Annotated in this window: 16 protein-coding genes; 4 read left to right on the top strand and 12 right to left on the bottom strand. The window is 70.7% G+C overall.

All coding sequences use genetic code 11. The features are described 5' to 3' along the window. Nucleotides 1-385: 385 nt before the first annotated feature. Nucleotides 386-1,876 carry a protein kinase domain-containing protein gene (locus tag WMF12_RS09335; RefSeq protein WP_437870074.1) on the top strand — a complete coding sequence of 497 codons (1,491 nt, stop codon included), beginning with the start codon at nucleotides 386-388 and terminating at the stop codon, nucleotides 1,874-1,876. Nucleotides 1,877-2,092: 216 nt separating this feature from the next. On the opposite strand, the gene WMF12_RS09330 is transcribed toward WMF12_RS09335, so the two are convergent. Then, nucleotides 2,093-3,601: a phenylacetate--CoA ligase family protein gene (locus WMF12_RS09330; RefSeq protein ID WP_437870073.1), complete on the bottom strand. Its 1,509-nt coding sequence runs from the start codon at nucleotides 3,599-3,601 to the stop codon at nucleotides 2,093-2,095. 104 nt (nucleotides 3,602-3,705) lie between these two features. Then, nucleotides 3,706-4,734, bottom strand: coding sequence for an NAD-dependent epimerase/dehydratase family protein (locus WMF12_RS09325; protein WP_437870072.1), 1,029 nt, complete (start codon nucleotides 4,732-4,734; stop codon nucleotides 3,706-3,708). Between the two features lie 159 nt (nucleotides 4,735-4,893). Here WMF12_RS09325 and WMF12_RS09320 point away from each other — a divergent pair, with 159 nt between their 5' ends. Further along, nucleotides 4,894-5,889 carry an ATP-binding protein gene (locus WMF12_RS09320; protein WP_437769327.1) on the top strand — a complete coding sequence of 332 codons (996 nt, stop codon included), beginning with the start codon at nucleotides 4,894-4,896 and terminating at the stop codon, nucleotides 5,887-5,889. 37 nt (nucleotides 5,890-5,926) lie between these two features. Here the strand turns inward: WMF12_RS09320 and WMF12_RS09315 are convergent, their stop codons facing one another. Together WMF12_RS09315 and WMF12_RS09310 are read right to left on the bottom strand one after the other, a co-directional pair. Beyond that, nucleotides 5,927-6,529 carry a hypothetical protein gene (locus WMF12_RS09315; protein ID WP_437870071.1) on the bottom strand — a complete coding sequence of 201 codons (603 nt, stop codon included), beginning with the start codon at nucleotides 6,527-6,529 and terminating at the stop codon, nucleotides 5,927-5,929. After that, nucleotides 6,526-7,290: a thiamine phosphate synthase gene (locus WMF12_RS09310; protein ID WP_437870070.1), complete on the bottom strand. Its 765-nt coding sequence runs from the start codon at nucleotides 7,288-7,290 to the stop codon at nucleotides 6,526-6,528. Before WMF12_RS09310 ends, WMF12_RS09315 begins: the two co-directional genes overlap by 4 nt. A 122-nt stretch (nucleotides 7,291-7,412) precedes the next feature. Between WMF12_RS09310 and WMF12_RS09305 the strand changes: the two genes are divergently transcribed. After that, nucleotides 7,413-8,927 (top strand): hypothetical protein, encoded by a 1,515-nt coding sequence (locus WMF12_RS09305; protein WP_437870069.1) that lies wholly within the window; start codon nucleotides 7,413-7,415, stop codon nucleotides 8,925-8,927. Nucleotides 8,928-8,990: 63 nt separating this feature from the next. On the opposite strand, the gene WMF12_RS09300 is transcribed toward WMF12_RS09305, so the two are convergent. From WMF12_RS09300 to WMF12_RS09285, 4 genes are read right to left on the bottom strand one after another with little or no spacing between them, the layout of a single operon-like run. Beyond that, the gene (locus WMF12_RS09300; RefSeq protein WP_437747959.1) at nucleotides 8,991-10,553 is read right to left on the bottom strand and encodes an acyl-CoA carboxylase subunit beta; all 1,563 of its coding nucleotides are present in this window, start codon (nucleotides 10,551-10,553) and stop codon (nucleotides 8,991-8,993) included. 37 nt (nucleotides 10,554-10,590) lie between these two features. Then, nucleotides 10,591-11,376, bottom strand: a complete 786-nt coding sequence (locus WMF12_RS09295) for an enoyl-CoA hydratase/isomerase family protein (protein ID WP_437870068.1) — start codon at nucleotides 11,374-11,376, stop codon at nucleotides 10,591-10,593. Next, a complete protein-coding gene (locus tag WMF12_RS09290; protein WP_437870067.1) occupies nucleotides 11,373-12,311 on the bottom strand; it encodes a 3-keto-5-aminohexanoate cleavage protein in 939 nt (312 codons plus the stop codon). The genes WMF12_RS09295 and WMF12_RS09290 overlap by 4 nt, the downstream gene beginning before the upstream one ends. Nucleotides 12,312-12,335: 24 nt before the next feature. Next, nucleotides 12,336-12,824, bottom strand: a complete 489-nt coding sequence (locus tag WMF12_RS09285; RefSeq protein WP_437551312.1) for a MarR family winged helix-turn-helix transcriptional regulator — start codon at nucleotides 12,822-12,824, stop codon at nucleotides 12,336-12,338. Between the two features lie 34 nt (nucleotides 12,825-12,858). Here WMF12_RS09285 and WMF12_RS09280 point away from each other — a divergent pair, with 34 nt between their 5' ends. Further along, the gene (locus WMF12_RS09280; protein WP_437870066.1) at nucleotides 12,859-12,981 is read left to right on the top strand and encodes a hypothetical protein; all 123 of its coding nucleotides are present in this window, start codon (nucleotides 12,859-12,861) and stop codon (nucleotides 12,979-12,981) included. A 65-nt stretch (nucleotides 12,982-13,046) separates the two neighbouring features. Here the strand turns inward: WMF12_RS09280 and WMF12_RS09275 are convergent, their stop codons facing one another. Genes WMF12_RS09275 through WMF12_RS09260 form a run of 4 tightly spaced genes read right to left on the bottom strand, consistent with a single transcriptional unit; the run spans nucleotide 13,047 to nucleotide 16,377 of the window. Continuing rightward, nucleotides 13,047-14,417, bottom strand: a complete 1,371-nt coding sequence (locus WMF12_RS09275; RefSeq protein ID WP_437870065.1) for an STAS domain-containing protein — start codon at nucleotides 14,415-14,417, stop codon at nucleotides 13,047-13,049. A gap of 34 nt (nucleotides 14,418-14,451) precedes the next feature. Next, a complete protein-coding gene (locus WMF12_RS09270) occupies nucleotides 14,452-14,862 on the bottom strand; it encodes a hypothetical protein (protein WP_012234416.1) in 411 nt (136 codons plus the stop codon). Nucleotides 14,863-14,896: 34 nt separating this feature from the next. Then, nucleotides 14,897-15,388, bottom strand: a complete 492-nt coding sequence (locus WMF12_RS09265) for an ATP-binding protein (RefSeq protein ID WP_231864758.1) — start codon at nucleotides 15,386-15,388, stop codon at nucleotides 14,897-14,899. Next, nucleotides 15,388-16,377, bottom strand: coding sequence for a PP2C family protein-serine/threonine phosphatase (locus WMF12_RS09260; protein ID WP_437745227.1), 990 nt, complete (start codon nucleotides 16,375-16,377; stop codon nucleotides 15,388-15,390). Before WMF12_RS09260 ends, WMF12_RS09265 begins: the two co-directional genes overlap by 1 nt. Between the last annotated feature and the right edge of the window lie 3 nt (nucleotides 16,378-16,380).

The following is a 16,380-nucleotide window of genomic DNA, read 5'->3' as shown; positions in this document are numbered from 1 at the left end:
TGGCCGCCGCGCTGCGACCGCCGGCGACGTCGGGCTGCGCGCGCCGGGCGGCGACGACAACGAGCGCGTCCCGCGGACGAAGGCCGCTGGCACCACCGAGGCAACGGCCGACGTGGCGCGCGGCGACGCTGGCCGGAGGGGCCGGGCAACGACCAGGCGAAGAGGCTGAGCGAGCGCGGCGAGCACGTCTCCGCGCTGGCATTGTGGCCCCTCGATCTCGCAGGTCGACGGCCCGCGCCCCGGGGCCCCGCCCCGGCCGCTTCCAGGGCCGGGGCGGCGCGGAGCCAACGGAGGGTCGAGAGCCCACGCCGCGTCTGGTAGCCTGGTCGGCGGGGAGCGGGCGGCCGGGACGCAGCGTGCTCGCCGCAGCGACGCTCCTCTGCGCATGGCGGTCCACGTCTTCATCTCCTACGCCCCCGCGGATCGGTCGCACCTCGAAGCGCTCGAGGCGCACCTCGCCTCCCTGAAGCGGCAGGGCCTGGTGAGCACCTGGCACCGCGGCCGGATCGGCCCAGGCGCGATGCGCGACGAGTCGATCGCGGCGGAGCTCTCCTCCGCCGAGGTGGTGCTGCTGCTGGTGAGCGAGGCGTTCCTCGCCTCGGACAGCTGCTACGAGCGGGAGCTCGGGCGAGCGCTGGAGCGGCATCGCAGCGGGGCGGCGCGCGTGGTGCCCATCCTGGTGCGCGCGTGCGACCTGGAGGGCACTCCGCTGGCAAAGCTCCAGGCGCTGCCGCGGGACGGCGCGGCGGTGACGAGCTGGGCCAACCTGGATGAAGCGTGGAGGGATGTCGTCCGAGGCATCCGCGCGACGGTGGAAGAAGCCGCTGCGAGCGCGCAGCCGGAGGCACCGGTCAACAAGCCAGAGCCGCCCAGCACGTTCGCCTCGACCCTGCGCGAGGCCGAGGACGCGATCCGCGCGATCGACAAGAGGCTTGCGGCAGCGCAGCAGCGCAGGGTGAAGCTCCAGGCCGCGTGTGCGAGCACCGCGGAAGTGGACGGGGAGATCCTCGACCTCCGGCGTAAACGCCGGGAAGGCGGCCAGCTGCACGTGGGCGAGGAGCTCGGCGAAGGCCGCTATCTGCTGCTCGAGCGGATCGGTCGAGGGGGGTTCGCGACCGTGTGGCGCGCGCTCGACGCGGGGCGGGGCGACCTGCCCGTGGCGATCAAGGTGCTGCACCCGAACCTCGCGGGCGACGAGATCCGCCGGGAGCGGTTCTTCCGGGGAGCGCGCGCGATGGCTGCGCTCGACCACCCCGGCGTGGTGCGCATGCTCGATCCCAAGGGCGAGGACAGCGGCTGGCACTACTTCGTGATGGAGCTCGTCCATGGCGAGGACGTGCACAGCGCGGTCATCGGGAAGCGGCTGCCAGCAGAGCGGGTGATACCGATGCTCGTCAGCGCTGGAGAGGCGATCTCGTTCGCCCACGGGCAGGGGCTCGTGCACCGGGACGTGAAGCCGGCAAACATCCTGCTCGACGCGGACGGGCTGCCCCGGATCACGGACTTCGATCTGGTCTGGGCGCGCGACACGACGGGCGGCACGAGGAGCGGCGCGCTGGGGACCTTCCTCTATGCGGCGCCGGAGCTCATGCACCGCCCGCACGAGGCGGACGCGCGCGCAGACGTGTACGGGCTCGGCATGACGGCGGTGTTCTGTCTGCACGGAGCGGAGCTGCCACCGATCATGATGCGCTATCCGGGGCGGGTGCTGGAGCAGCTTCCGTGCAGCGATGCGGTGAGGAAAGTGCTGGAGCGAGCAATCGAGTTCGAGGCATCGGAGCGATTTCCCGACGTAGCGGCGTTCTGTTGGGCGCTCCTGGACGCGGTTTCCACCACCCTCCCCCCGCCGGCGGACGAGGTCGAGGTCGATCCCTGACATCGGCCTCCTTCTCTCCCATAGGCGTCAACCGGGCTTCGCCCCATGTCGTCCACGTGGACAGGAATGCGTGACGGCCGCCGACATTCACGCTCGGCCCTATGGCCTTGCCACAAAACATGAAGACAGCCCGGCCCGGCCGCAGGCCGAGGTGATCCAGGCACAGTACAGGAATTGTGCAGAGAACGACGCGAGGTGCCTGTACCGCTTATGCCCTCACCCCCCCGGCTTTCTCGTATACCGGTGCTTCACCCCGAGCGGGAAGTACTCCGGATCCCCCGCCGCCCTCAGCGTCACCCTCGGCGCCCGCTTCCCGGCCGGCACGTAGCTCCTGAACTCGCTGTTCAGCCGGACGAGGTGCTCCTCGATCGACCGCGCCGCCGCCTCGCGCCGCGCCTCGCTCTCCCCCTCCCCCGGCGCGAGCTCGACCACCACCGAGAGGTACGCATCTCTGTCCGCGCCCTCGCGGACTTCCAGCACGAACTTTCCGGTCACCCACTCCTTCACGCCGGGCTGCTCGATGCCCACGACCACGTTCTCCGGATAGATGTTCGCCCCGAAGTACGACACCGTGAAATCCGAGCGCCCGAACACATGGACGAACGGGAGCTCCCTGGCCCCACGCTCCCCGTCGAGCTCCCGCCGCGGGTCGAAGCCGAAGCTGGCCAGGGCCGCCATCATCTCCGCGTGTGAAGTGACGCCCCCGCTGTCGAGGATCGCATAACGGACGAGCGGGACGCCGTTGTCGCCCGAGAACAGGAGCATCCCCTCGCGCTGCTCGAAGAACCGCTCCGCGGGGTCGTACTGCACCAGCGTCGGGAGCCGGTCCTGCCCGAAAAGGGCGCGCGCGGCGTCCGGCCTCCCCGCGAGGAACCGGCGGATCGCGACGCTGAGCGGCGTCTCGTTGCCCAGCACGCCGGCGTCCGCCGTCCCGTACAGCGAAGCCGAGTCGTAGCAGGGCGACGCCGACCCGACGCGCTCGCCGACCAGGGTCCGCCACTCCTCGCTGAACACCTCCCCGGCCATCACGAGCTTGATCCGGAAAGGCGCCCAGTCGACGCCCCGGGCCCGCCCCGTGTCGATGACGTCCTTCAGGAACGGCGGATAGCCGAGCAGGACGACCTGCTCGAACGCCGGCCCCAGATCCTGCACGACGCGGAAGATCTCGTCCTTGTTGTTGCCCGGCGTGACGACCGTGATCGGATACCCCTTCGCCGCGAGGTGACGGCAGCACGCGGCGGTGTACATCCCGCCGACCCACGAGCCGAGCGCGAAGCACACGACCGCGAGCGTGCGGCGCGTGTCGGCCCGGAAGCCGTCGTGGAACACCTGCTCGAAGCGCCGGGCGACCGGGAGCTCGTCCGTGACGGAGCGGGGCCAGAACGTCGGCTTTCCGGTCGAGCCAGAGGAGACCGCGATCATGTCGCACGGCTCGACCCGCCCCCCGCGGCAGAGATCCGCGATGGGGTGCCGGAGCACGTAGTTCTGCTTCGTGATCACCGGCAGCGCCGCGAAATCCGCGGGCGTCCGGATCGCCGCCGGGTCCACGCCGTGCTCGGCGAGGAAGTGGCGGTAAGCAGGGACAGCGGCGGCGACCTCGTGGAACAGCGCGAGCGCGCGGTCGGCCGGATCGGCCTCACGGTGCCGCGACAGCGCCGCGTCGAGCGGCGTGCTCAGGAAGGCGTCGATGGCCGCCAGGACCCGCTTGGGTTGCACATCCTGCATCGCGAGATCTCCCTCCGTCCGATGTTCGCAGGAACGCAGGAGCCGGTCCAACGCCCGCCTGCCTTCCTCCCCCTCGCCTCGCGGGCGAAAGCGCCCGCGCAGGGTCAGCGCCCTCCACCCCCCGCCGCGCCGGCGAGCTCCGCCGCGAGCGCGATCTCCTCGGCGCGCTTCTCGTAGCCGTCCGGCGGCTCGGGACGCGGGTTCGCGAGCAGCGACGTGATCACCGTCTCCAGCCAGCGCCGGAGCGGCGTGTGCTGGAAGCCGAGCTCCGCCCTCGCCTTCGCCGGATCCAGCATCGACATCCAGCGGTCGCTGAACGGCGACATCGCGACCGGATCGATGCCGCGGGCCCTGATCGCCGCCGACGGGATCGGCGCGAGCCGCGCCGGCGCGCCGAGCAGCGAGGCGATGAGCTCGAGCAGCTCGGTGAGCGTCGGCGTCTCGTCCATGCAGAGGTTGTACGCCTCGCCGAAGGTCGACGGCACGAGGAGCAGCTTCACGATCGCCCTGACGACGTCACCGCTGTAGACGTGCCGCACCGCGTGTCCGCCGCCGTCCGGGACGAGCAGCGGACCGCCGTCGAGCATGCGGACGATGTACCGATCGAGGCGGCGGTAGGGATCGCGCTCCCCGTTCACCATCGGGATGCGCAGGACGGTCGCGGGGAAGCGATCCCTCTGCCAGGCGGCGGCGATCTCCTCCTCGCAGCCGCGCTTGTTCACGCCGTAAGACCACGCCTCACGGTCCTCTTCGCCCGCGGGCTCAGGGAGGAGCGCGCCGTGGTAGTCGCGCTCGCGCGACGGCCGCGGGCACGCCTCCCGGACGAGGTACACCGAGCCGGTGCTGATCATCACGTAGTGGCCGATGCGCCCGCAGCCGAGCGCCTGGGCTGCCGCGCGGCCGTCCGCGGCCGTGTACGCGGTGAAGTCCACCGCGGCGTCGAACTCGCGACCTCCGAGCGCCTGCGCGAGATCGCCGGCCGCGCGATCGCAGCGGACCCGCGCGACGCGATCGCCGAACGCGTCAGGCGTCGCGCCGCGGTTCAGGAGCGTGACCTGGTGGCCCGCCGCGAGCAGGCGATAGACCAGGAAATGACCCATGAATCGAGTGCCGCCGAGCACGAGGACGCGCATGCGCGGCAAGCTATCACCGCCGCGCGCAATGACGATGACGAGGACGCCATCGCGCGCGGGAAGAATGAAGGCGCGCGGGAAGGAAGCCGCCGCCGGGCGGCCTCGCGCGCCGCGCGGACCGGGACCAGGTCGACCCCCGGTCGTGCTAGATAGCGGGCCGTGCCGTTCTCCCACATCCTCGGCCAGGACACCGCGGTCGGCACGCTCGTGCGCGCGCTCGAGGCGGGCCGCGTGCACCACGCCTACCGCTTCGAGGGCCCGCCGGGCGTCGGCAAGGAGCTCGCGGCCGTCGCCCTCTCCCAGGCGCTCGTCTGCACCGGGGGCGACCCGCTCGGCTGCGGGCGCTGCGACGCGTGCCGGCGCGCGGCCGCGCGCTCCGACGGGCGCCCCGCGGCGCCGCTCCACCCCGACGTGCAGATCGTCGCGAAGAACTTCTACCCCGCCGCCGTCATCGGCCGGAGCCGCGACGAGCTGACCGAGATCTCGGTCGACCAGGTCCGCGCCATCGTGCTCGCCCGCGCCGCCTACCCGCCCCACGAGGGGCGCGCTCGGGTGTTCATCGTCCGCGACGCCGAGGACCTCAGCGTCGGCGCCGCGAACGCGTTCCTCAAGACGCTCGAGGAGCCGCGGCCCGGCACCCACTTCATCCTCTTGACCTCGCGCGGCGATCGCCTGCTCAACACGATCCGCTCGCGCACCCTGCCCGTGCGCTTCGCCCCGCTCTCCGAGGCCCTCATCCGCCGCATCCTCCGCGATCGCGGCGTGCCCGAGGGGCGGCACGACCTCGCCGTCGAGCTCGCCGCCGGCAGCGCTTCCACGGCGCTCGATCTCGCGGACGAGGAGCAGACCGCCTCGCGCGACGCCTTTGTAAAGGGTGTCCTCGAGGCCGCGGCCGCCCGGGACCTCGGGCCCGCCGTCGCGTTCGCCGAGTCGGTGGACCGCGACAAGGGCGCTCTCAAGGACGACCTCCGCGCGCTGAGCGCCGCGCTCGCCCGCGAGGCCCGCGCCGCGGTCGCGTCCGATCCGCGCCACGCAGGCCTGTCGGCCCGGCGTTACGCGGCGGTCTCCCGCGCCGTGGCGCAGCTCGAGCGCAACGCCTCGCCGAGCCTCGCGATGGCGTCGCTGATCGCGGAGCTGCGCAGCGTCGTCGGCTGACAGGCGCCGCGCGCCCACGTGGCCGCGCGGGCCGGCGTCAGCCCTCGCCGCCTCCGCCCAGCCGCTCGTATCCGCCGTCCTCGATGCGCCGCCCGGCCCACGCGTGGATCCGCCCCTCGCTGGCGAGCACCACGGCCGCGTCGCGCCCGGGGCCGTCGTAGAGGGCGATGATCCCTGCGTCGCCCACGGGGGGCGCGCCCTGCCCGCACCGCTCGAGCGCCGCCGGCAGCCGCGCCCGCCGCCGCATGGTCGCGCCCGCGATCTCGAGCGTCGCCGGCGGCTCGTCCGGCGAATCGGCCGCCGCGGGCGCGAGCCACAGGATCTCGCGCCGAGGCGCGGGGAAGGCCACGACCGCCCCGTGCGCGCCGCCCTCGGGCGCGAGGAACACCGCGGCGACGATCTCGCCCCGCTCGCGCGCGACGATCGCGCCCGAGAGCCAGCGCTCCTCGCTCCCGGCGAGGACCACGTCGCCGAGCGCGAGCGGCAGCTCGTGCCACGGCGCGTCCCCCGGGGGCGCCGCCGGCGCGTCTCCCGCGCGCTCGCCGCCGTTCCCTCCCGGCGCCTCCCGCTCGCGGCGCGACGCCATGTAGCCCACGGTCGCGGCCACCGCGGCGGCCGCCGCGAGCAGCGTGAGGCTCATCGCGCGCCCCCGTCCACCGGCGCCGCGCGCGCGCCCGCCAGCGCGAGCGCCTGCGAGAGCGCCTGCTGGAGCGCCCGCGCCCGCGCGCTCACCTCCTCGAGGGCGCGCGGCGCGGGCGTGCCCTGATCCGGCAGCAGCGCGGCGATGATCGCGGCGGCGGAGCAGCGCGCGCCCACCTCGGCCGCCCTTTCCAGGGAGATGCCGCCGATCGCCACGACCGGGAGCCCGGGACGCACCCGCTCGACCAGGGCGCACAGCGACGCGAGCCCCTCGAGGCCAACCACGGCGTCGGGGCGCTCCTTGCTCGAGGTCGCGAAGATCGGCCCGATGGCGACGTAGTCGAGGCGCTCGAGGGAATCGCCGGAACCACAGGCATCGCGGAGCTCGCTCGACGCCCGCAGCGCGGCCTCGATCTGCGCGGACGTGTGGGTCGAGAGCCCGACGCGCAGCGGGACGGAAGCGCGCTGCGCCAGCCTGCGCACCGCGGCCACCGGGAGGTCGTCCTGGCCGACGTGCACGCCGTCGCAGCGGGCGAGGATCGCGAGATCCGCCCTGTCGTTCGCGAACAGCGGCACCCCCGCGCGGGCGGCCAGGAGCTGGATCGCGCGGAGGAGCGAGAGCGTCTGGGCCGCCCCGCCCCGCTTGTCGCGCAGCTGGATGGCCGCGGGGCGCGCGTCGAGGACGGCCTCGGCGAACGCCGCAGGATCGAGCCCGCGGCGCGCGAGCGAGTCGGTGTCGACGATGGCGTACAGGCCGCGCATGACCACGCTTCGAGCGATGGGAGAGCGCCCGGGCGCTCCAGAGGAGGCCAGGCTCGCTGGCTACGCTAAGGTTGACGCCCCCGGAAAGAAAGCGGAAGCGTTCGCTCCCGAACGGATCCTCCATGCGTACACGTCTCGTCCGGATCGCCTGTCTGTTCACCTCGATCGCTCCTGCTGCAGCGGCCGTGATGGGGCTCGCGTCGAGCCCTGCGCCCGCGCTCGCGGAGGAGAAGTCGAGCCCCGCGCAGCAGAGCGAGGGGCCGGGCTCCGCCGTGCCAACGGAGGGGCCGAAGGCTGGCGCGGCCCCGCCGCCTGCAGGGAGCAAGGTCGCCGCGCCCAAGGCGAGCGTCGGCGCGCCCAAGACAAACGCGAAGAAGAAGGCGCCCGAGTCCCCGCCGCTGCCGCCTTCGCCGGCGCGCCTGTGGCTCATCGCGCCGTCGCCTCACGGGCCATGGACGCTGCGGATCGACAACGAAGGGGAGCGGCCGATGCGCATCCCGGCGGACGTGCGGCTGCTGCGCCTGGAGGTCGACACGCTGAACAAGCGCGCGAAGAAGACGGTCCGCTGCGCCGCGCCCGCGGGGCTCAAGCCGAGCGGCTTCCCGGAGCGGCGCGCGCTGCTGCTGGCGCCCGGTCAGTCGTACATGGAGCATTTCGACCCGCGCCTGCTCTGCTTCGGCAAGGACGAGGCGGCGCTCGCCGGCGGCTCGGTGGTGAGGACCTGGTACGGCTGGGGTCCTCCGCCCAAGTGGTCGAAGAAGCCGCCGGCGGCGCCGTTCGCTGCGGAGTCGACGGACGATCCGCCGGCGTTCGCCCCTGCGCCCGGCCTCGCGGCGCCCACCGTCGTGCTGAGCTACGGCCTACCCCCCAAGGAGGCCGCCGCGAACGATGCGGGCGGCGCCGAGCCAGCCTCTCCGGTGGACGAGACGGCTCAGCCTCCGGGCGACAAGGCGGCACAATCCTCGGGCGACAAGGCCGCTCAGCCCAGGGGCGACAAGGCTGCTCAACCCACGGACGACAAAGCGGCCCAGACGTCCGCGGACAGGCCAGCTGGCGAGTCCCCGGAAAAGCGTGTTCCGTCGGACAAGAGCCACAGCGCCGGTCCGCCGATCAAGCCGATCGTGGACGCCAACGCGCCTCGCCTGGAGCTCACGAGCGAACCCTGGTCCGACGCGGCGAGCCCTCGCTCGATCGTCGTCCGGGTGAGCGCCAAGAACGCTGGCAGGCGCGCAATGACCGTCGCCATCCGGTCTCGGATGCTCGAGTTCCACGTCGCCGGCCCGAACGGCGAGACGAGTTGCGCGGCGGCCCCGCCGACGGGGGCGATCCCGCGCGATCTCTTCAGGACGCTGAAGCCCGGCGCATCAGCCGACGTCTCGCTCCTCCTCCGGGAGGTCTGCCCCGCCGACACGTTCAACCGCGAGGGCCTCTACGAGGTCACGGCCACGCTGCACGCGAACGAGCCGGGCAGCGAGCTCGGCCTGGACGCGTACACCGCCGTCGTCCCCGCCAAGAACACGACGCTCCTTCGCGTGAAGAGCGCTCCCGAGCCGTTCTACGCGGCCGCGCCGCGAGCCGTGCCGACGCCCAAGCCCGAGGCCAGCCAGGCGTCGGAACACGAGGCTCACGACGAGTAACGACAGGGATGCGCCGGCGCGCGGCTGGGACACCCTGAGGCCGAGCACCCCGTCCCTGGCTCCCTACACCGGCAGGATCCCCCGCTTCTTCTCCGGCCGCTCCACCCGCTTCTTCCGCGCGAGCTCCAGCCCCCACGCGATCGCCCTCCGCGTGTCCCGCGGATCGATCACGTCGTCGATGAGGCCCCAGCCGGCGACCTTCATCACGTCGATGTTCTTCTGGATCGCGTCGACCATCCCCTGCTTCACCTCCGGCGGCGGCGGCGCGTCACCGAACATCTTCCTCGCCGCGATCCCGAGCATCCCCTCCGGCCCCATCACGCTGATCTCGGCGGTCGGCCAGCCGACGATGAGGTCCGGCTCGTACGCGCGCCCGCACATCACGTAGTAGCCCGCGCCGTACGCCTTGCGCACGACCACCGTGATCTTGGGCACCGTGGCCGCCGCCATGACGTGCAGCATCTTCGCCCCGTGGCGGATGATCCCCTCGTGCTCGACCTTCGAGCCGATCATGAACCCCGGCACGTCCTGCAGGAACACGAGCGGGATGTTGAACGCGTCGCAGATCTGCATGAAGCGCGCGGCCTTGTCCGACGCGTCCACGTCGAGGATGCCGCCCATCTGGGTCGGCTGGTTGGCCACGACGCCGACCGGCTGGCCGCCGATGCGCGCGAGGCAGGTGATGATCGACCGCGCCCACCGCGGCTTCAGGTCGAACCGCTCGCCGTGATCGACGATGGCGTCGATCAGCTTCAGCATGTCGTAGGCGCGCCGCGGGCTCTCCGGCAGGAGGTCGAGCAGCGACTCCTCCCGCCGGTCGATCGGATCCGTGATCGGCAGGCGCGGCGGCTCCTCGTCGCAGCTCGAAGGGAAGAACGACAGGTACCTCTTCACCGCGGCGATGCACTCGGCGTCGCTCGGGTACTCCGCGTCCCCGACGCCGCTCTTCGTCGCGTGCACCTTGCTGCCGCCGAGCTCCTGCTCGGAGATGTCCTCGCCCGTCATCGCGCGCACGAGCGCGGGGCCGCCGAGCGCCAGCGAGCCGACGTCCTTGACCATCGGCACGAAGTCCGCGAGCCCCGGGATGTACGCCGTGCCCGCGGCGCCGGGCCCCACCATGGCCGCGACCTGCGGCACGACGCCGCTCATGTGCACCTGCTCGCGGAACAGGTGCCCAGAGCCGGCGAACAGCGAGATGCTGTCCGGGTGCATCGAGCCGGGATCGATGCGCGCCCCGCCCGAGTCGATGAACCACACGATCGGCCAGCGGCCGCGGAGCGCCATCTGCCGCAGGCGGGTCACCTTTTCCTCGCCCGTCTGCCCGATGCTGCCGCCCTTCACGGTGAAGTCGTACGCCGCCGCGCAGACCATCCGCCCGTCGACCTTGCCGAACCCGCAGACCACCGCGTCCGCCGGCGGCCGGTCGCTCCCGTCCGGCCCGGCCGCGAGCCCCATCTGCGTGCCGTGCATCCCCACCTCGAAGTGCACGCCGTCGTCGAAGAACGCCGCGAGCCGCTCCCGCGCCGTCATCTTCCCGCGCGCGTGCTGCTTCGCCACGCGCTCCTCGCCGCCCATCCGCCGCACCTGCTCCCGGCGGGCCTCGAGGTCCTTCACGAGCTCTCGCATGTTCACGGGCCACCTCTCCCTGCGCGCCCCGGCGCGCCTACTTGCCCGACCAGCGGGGCTTTCGCTTCTCCAGAAAGGCCAGGAGCCCTTCCCGCGCGTCGTCCGTCGCGAGGCAGCCGGCGAGCCGCTCGCGCAGCAGCGGCAGCGCCGACTCGAGGTCGAGATCATCCTGCGCCGCGAACGCCTCGAGGCCGAGGCGCACCGCGATCGGGCTCTTCGAGGCGATGGCGGAGGTCACCTCGTCGACCGCGGCGTCGAGCGCGCTCGGCTCGACCACCTTGTTGAGGAGGCCGCACTGCGCGGCCTCGTCGGCGTCGAGGCGCTGCCCGAGGAGCATCATCTCCAGCAGCTTGCGCCGGCTCACGTGCCGCTGGAGCACCGCCATGATCATCATCGGGAACAGGCCGACGTTGATCTCCGGCGTCCCGAGCTTGGCGCCGCGGGCGCCGATCGCGAAGTGCGACGCCGCGACGAGCCCGAGCCCGCCGCCCAGCGCGTGCCCGTTCACCCGCGCCACGATCGGCTTGCTCGAGTTCGCGAAGGCGAGCAGGAGGTCCGCGTAATCGCCCTTCATCTCGGGCGGCGGCGCCCCTTCGGCGCCCGCGATCTGCGCGAAGTCCCCGCCCGCGCAGAACGCGTCGCCCGCGCCGGTCAGGACCACGCAGCGCACCGTCTCGTCCGCCGCGCCCGCCGCGAGGGCGTCGAGGAGCTCGCTCACCATCGCCGGCCCGATCGCGTTCTTGCGCCACGGGTTGTTCAGCGTGAGCCGGAGGACGCCCCCCGCGGAAAAGGCCTGGATGACCGTGTACGCGCGCTCCGTCACGAGGCCGCCCCTCCTGCCGCGCCGGGCGCGCCGTCGTCGCGCAGGCCCAGGATCTGCCGGGTTTCCTCGACCGTCGCTGGCCTGCGGCCGACGTCGCGCACCATGCGCACGGCCACCTCGCAGAGCTCTCCGTTGCTGCGCGCCATCTCGCCGCTCGGCAGGTAGAAGTGGTCCTCGAGCCCGCACCGCACGTTGCCGCCGAGCACGAGCGCCGCCGCCAGCATCCTCCACTGCCCGTGGCTGATCCCGATCACCTCCCACTCCGAGCCGGGAGGCATGATCCTGGTCTGGAGCTGGAGCGACTCCACGTGCGCGGGGATGCCGCCCAGCACGTTGACGATGAACGAGAACTGGAGCGGGGGTTTGAGGAGCCCCATGTCGACGAGCGGCCAGGTGCCCTGGGTGTGCCCTGTATCGAAGCACTCGAGCTCGGGCTTCGTCCCGGCCTCGTTCATTGCGTTGAGGAGCTTGCTGATCTTCGCGTACGTGTTGGGAAACACCATGTCGAAATCGAAGGTCTTCCGCGCGCGCGAGTACTTCGAGTAGTTCATGGTGCCCATGTTGAGCGCCGCGATCTCGGGGCGGCTCTCCCGGAGGGTCGCGCACTGCTCGCTCACGTCGTCGAGGAGGGTGCCCGTCGAGAAGTTCAGGATCACCGGGCAGCGCTGGCGCACCTCGTCCTTGATCCGCGCGAACACGGCCGGAGAGAACGTCGGTGATCCGTCGTCGTTGCGCGCGTGGATGTGCACCGCCGCCGCCCCTGCGTCGTAGGCCCGCTTCGCCTCCTCGGCGATCTCGACCGGCGTATAGGGGATGGCGGGGCATTGCTTGCGGCCGGCGAGCACCCCTGACAGCGCGCAGGTCACCACGCAGATATCGGGATCTCGTCCGTTCGGATCCCTCGGTTCCCCGGTGAACGTCGGCTTCTCTCTCATGCCCCCTGCCTCCCTTTCGCGTCCTCAGCGCCGTCGCTCTTCTTCTGTCCGGCTCTGTCCGACCCGCGAGACCACCTGTTTCTGCAGCTTCGTCAGGATCCGGAGCAGATCGCGCAGATCGGTCGAGCTCAAGCTCAGCAGCGCGCTCCGGAAGATCTCCATCGGTTCGACCTGGATCTCGCGGGCGAGCCGCGCCCCCTTCTCGCTGAGCCGGATGTGGACGACGCGCCGGTCGGCCTTCGAGCGTTCGCGGCGGACGAGCCCCTCTCGCTCCATGCGATCGACGATCCCGGTCACCGTGCTGTTCTGCGCCCGGATGCGCTCCGACAGCGTGGACAGCGAGAGATCCTGGAACGACTCGAGCAGCTTGAGGATGGTGAGCTGTGGCCCGGTGAGGCCGAATCCGCTCGCCATGCCCTTCGTGAGCCTGCGCGACTCCGTGTAGAGATAGATGATCATCTCCACGATGGCGTCGATCTCCGGCCTCTCGGGCGGCGGCAGGGTCGCTGTCACGATGCTTCGTGTACGAAATATTCGCTCCCCGGGGGTGCGTCAAGCTCCCGCGCCCCCGCCGACCGAGCGGGCGCTGCCCCACCGCAGGCCCCCGGTCACCAACGTGGACGTTTACGTGGTCGTGGTCGTGGTCGTGGTCGCCAACGATAGGCCGTGAACGACCACGACCACGTAAACGTCCACGTGAACGTTCGGATGTAGGAGAACGCAGCGAAGCCGGGTCTACCGCCGTCCCCGCCGCCGCTTCTCTGACCCCCGGTCTGCCCGGAGCTCCCGGATGCACCACCTCAGCGCCTCCTGGAGGTCCCGATGCACCTGGACGGACGAGAGCTCGACGCCGAGCGACGAGGCCGTTTGCGCCACCTGCGGCTGGACTCCGGCCACGACCCCTTGCGCGCCGAGCAGCTCGATCGTCTGGAGCATGCTGATGAGGTGCTGCGCCGTCGTGGAGTCGACCTCTTCGACCCCCGTCACCTCGACGATCGCGTAGCGCGACTTCGTCTCGACGATCGTGCGCAGCAGCTTCTCCGTGATCTCTGTCGCCCGGTGGCGATCGATGCTGCCGACGAGCGGCAGCACGAGCACGCTGTCCCAGACCTGGATGATCGGCGTCGACAGCGTCTCGATCGCGGACTCCTGCCGCGAGATCACCGCGCGCATCGACTCCTGCTGCTCGACCACCTCGCGCAGCGACTCCTCGGCGCGCATGCGCTCCAGCGTGATCGCGAACATCTCGCCGATGACCTGGAGCAGCGCCCGGACGCTCTTGTCCCACGCGCGGGTGGATCGCACCGCGTCGAGCCCCACGACGCCCACGAGCCGCCCCGCGTACGCTGCAGGCATCCGGACCAGCGAGGCGATCCCGAGCTCCGCGAAGGCACGCCGCTCGCTCGCTGCCTCATCCGGCAGGTCGGCCACGCGCGGCACGTCGCACACCTCGAGGCGGAACAGCCGCTCGACGAGCCACGGATACACGTCCCTGGACACGACTCCCCGCTCCGCGCGCAGCGACGGCACCCCGTCGGCGCACCACTCGTGCGTGTTCAGGAACCGCCGCCCGTCCTCCGCGAGGAGGAAAAGGCTCGTCCTGTCGGCGCGCAGCGCCTTGCCGAGCTCCGCGAGCGCCGAGTGGAAGCCGCGGTCGACGTCCGCCAGCTTCACGTTGATGAAATGGGCCGAGATCGACGCGACCAGCATCTTCGTCTCGATCCGCTGCATCAGCGCCCGCTCGAGGCGCTTCTGCTTGCCCACGTTGCGCGCCCACCCGTACACGAGCCCTTCGCTCGGCACCGAGAGCATCGACCACGACAGCCAGACGTAGAGGCCGCTCCTGCTCCTGCACCGGTTCTCCAGCCCGAGCGTGACGGGCCCCTGGAGGAGCCGATCCATCTGCTCCCTGGTCGCGACGACGTCGTCCTGGTGCACGAGATCGAGGAGGCTCCGGCCGACGAGATCCTCGGTCCCCAGGCCGAGCGTCCGCTCCCAGGCGCCGCTCACGCGCAGGAACGATCCATCGCTCCGCAGAACACACAGCGGATCGGGACAGACAGCGAAGAACCTCTCTACGTCCGCTTCGTTCGCAGGTGTGTCCATCGCCGGTCGCCTTCCCCAGCCCACACCCCCACGCCTAGGTCTCCTTGACGTCCTCGAACGTCGTCCGCGCGGCCACGTGCTCCTCGTTCAGGTTGAGCAGGATGGGCAGCGTCTCGTGCTGCCAGTCATCGTCGAGGATCCGCCGCACGGTCACCCGGCCGGGCACCAGGTTGTACACGGCGTCCACGATATCCATGATGACGTAGAAGCCGTTCGAGTTGCAGAACCGCATCTTCACGAAATCCATCACCGTGGACGTGATCGGGTGCTGCGGGAGGACTCGAGCCAGCTCGTCCAGGTAGCTCGACAGGTACCGGTACGGGTTGTCGATCCGGATAGCGCCCTCGAAGGTCAAAACGAGGCGGTTGTCGTCATCGAGCCGGGCGACCGACTGAAAGACGCTCAGCCCGCCATCCGTGATTTCGCCATAGCTGAGAGCCTTCATACGCGACCTTTCGTGAAAAACATACGCAGCCTTTTCAAGGGAAAGTAGCCTGGACGACGAGGATTCCATCGACGTACTGCGTCGAGAGATGGAATTTGTTCTCGGCGGTCAACCGAATGAGCCCTAGACCGCCCCTGCGTCGATCGTTGCGCCGCTCGCGCACCGTCCTGGCAAAGAGCTCTCTCGGGTCCTCCGCGGCGAAGATCTCGTCGAATACCGCCTTGACGGTCCGGTACTCTTCCGGCGTAACGCGGTTGGATACCTTGATGAGCAATCGATCCGGATCGATGCTCAGATCGAGCCGCACCTCGCTCTCACGCTCGGTCCCGTGCTGGAGCACGTTGGTGACCAGCTCCGTGACCACCACGTTGACCTTCTGGCAGATCCGTCTGGGATAGAACCTCACCAGAAGCGCGTCCAAAAAGTTCGCAAGCAGGCCGGCCACGTCGCCCGTGATGTGATCGATCGGAGAGATATATATCGATGCACCGACCGACGTCTGCGAATGATTCTTCTCGGGCTTCATCAGGCGCACCTTCGCAGGATGATCAGTGTGATGTCGTCGGCGTCCGCCACCCGGAACCGCGTGTAGTCCTCGATGCACCGGTCGAGGATCACCTGCACCGGTTCCTCGCTGTGCTTGACGACGATTTCGTTGAGACGTTGCACGGAATATATCTCCCCGCTCGCGTCCTGGGCCTCGAACATCCCGTCTGTGTACAAGGCGAGGACGTCATCCTCCTCGAACGGCAGCTCGAACTCGTGAAATGGCTTGATGCGCAGACCGATAAAGTTGCTCACCCGGTTGAACGAGCGAGGCGTGCCGCGACGGACCAGGAGCCCGTACCCTCCGCCCGAGACGTAGCGGAGGAATCGGTCAGTAAACATGACAAAGTTCACCGTCGCGTACCGGCGAACCTCCCGCAGGAACGAGTAAGCGCTCCGGTTCACCCAGTCCACGATCGCCCCAGGGCTATCTAGCCGCTTGGTAGCGTGGGCGAACTGCGCCTTCAGAAACGCCATGATGAGCGCCGACGATACTCCGTGACCTGAGATATCGTAAACCCCTATCGCGTGGCGCTCGCCGGGAAGGTAGAAGAAGTCGTAGTAGTCTCCTCCGACCTGGGCGAGCTGCTTGTGGAAGATGGCCATGTCGAAGGACGAGGCGATGGCCCCGCTCGCCTCCGGAAGCAGGGCGCGCTGGACCTGCCGCGCCACCGCGAGGTCGTCGTCGATGGCCCGGTTGTACCCTTCGAGCTCGTTCTCGATGCTGGTCGCGTGTTCCAGGATCGCCTCGTGCACCAGGGAGAGGTCGTCGAAGTCGAGCTTCAGCTTGTCGACGTACTCCAGCAGCGCGTTGCAGCGCTCCATGAAGTCTGTGAAGTTCCCCTCCTCGCGGAGCAACGTGTTCCACGCTTGCCGCTCCTTCACGATCGCCCTGATGGCATCCAGATTGCTCTGCTTCTGCAGGAAGCCTCTGGAGTGCATCGAGCTGATGTCCTTGGGTGCAGTCATGGC

The organism is Sorangium sp. So ce363, assembly GCF_051520435.1.
Lineage (GTDB): Bacteria > Myxococcota_A > Polyangia > Polyangiales > Polyangiaceae > Sorangium > Sorangium cellulosum_B.
This window is presented reverse-complemented; position numbering and strand designations above follow the sequence as displayed.

What these genes read in the sequence shown, in the direction of transcription:
- WMF12_RS09325 (WP_437870072.1), bottom strand. Translation starts at nt 4,734, where the DNA reads ATGCGCGTCCTCGTGCTCGGCGGCACTCGATTCATGGGTCATTTCCTG.
- WMF12_RS09260 (WP_437745227.1), bottom strand. Translation starts at nt 16,377, where the DNA reads ATGACTGCACCCAAGGACATCAGCTCGATGCACTCCAGAGGCTTCCTG.
- WMF12_RS09330 (WP_437870073.1), bottom strand. Translation starts at nt 3,601, where the DNA reads ATGCAGGATGTGCAACCCAAGCGGGTCCTGGCGGCCATCGACGCCTTC.
- WMF12_RS09335 (WP_437870074.1), top strand. Translation starts at nt 386, where the DNA reads ATGGCGGTCCACGTCTTCATCTCCTACGCCCCCGCGGATCGGTCGCAC.
- WMF12_RS09305 (WP_437870069.1), top strand. Translation starts at nt 7,413, where the DNA reads ATGCGTACACGTCTCGTCCGGATCGCCTGTCTGTTCACCTCGATCGCT.
- WMF12_RS09310 (WP_437870070.1), bottom strand. Translation starts at nt 7,290, where the DNA reads ATGCGCGGCCTGTACGCCATCGTCGACACCGACTCGCTCGCGCGCCGC.
- WMF12_RS09290 (WP_437870067.1), bottom strand. Translation starts at nt 12,311, where the DNA reads ATGAGAGAGAAGCCGACGTTCACCGGGGAACCGAGGGATCCGAACGGA.
- WMF12_RS09275 (WP_437870065.1), bottom strand. Translation starts at nt 14,417, where the DNA reads ATGGACACACCTGCGAACGAAGCGGACGTAGAGAGGTTCTTCGCTGTC.
- WMF12_RS09315 (WP_437870071.1), bottom strand. Translation starts at nt 6,529, where the DNA reads ATGAGCCTCACGCTGCTCGCGGCGGCCGCCGCGGTGGCCGCGACCGTG.
- WMF12_RS09265 (WP_231864758.1), bottom strand. Translation starts at nt 15,388, where the DNA reads ATGAAGCCCGAGAAGAATCATTCGCAGACGTCGGTCGGTGCATCGATA.
- WMF12_RS09300 (WP_437747959.1), bottom strand. Translation starts at nt 10,553, where the DNA reads ATGCGAGAGCTCGTGAAGGACCTCGAGGCCCGCCGGGAGCAGGTGCGG.
- WMF12_RS09270 (WP_012234416.1), bottom strand. Translation starts at nt 14,862, where the DNA reads ATGAAGGCTCTCAGCTATGGCGAAATCACGGATGGCGGGCTGAGCGTC.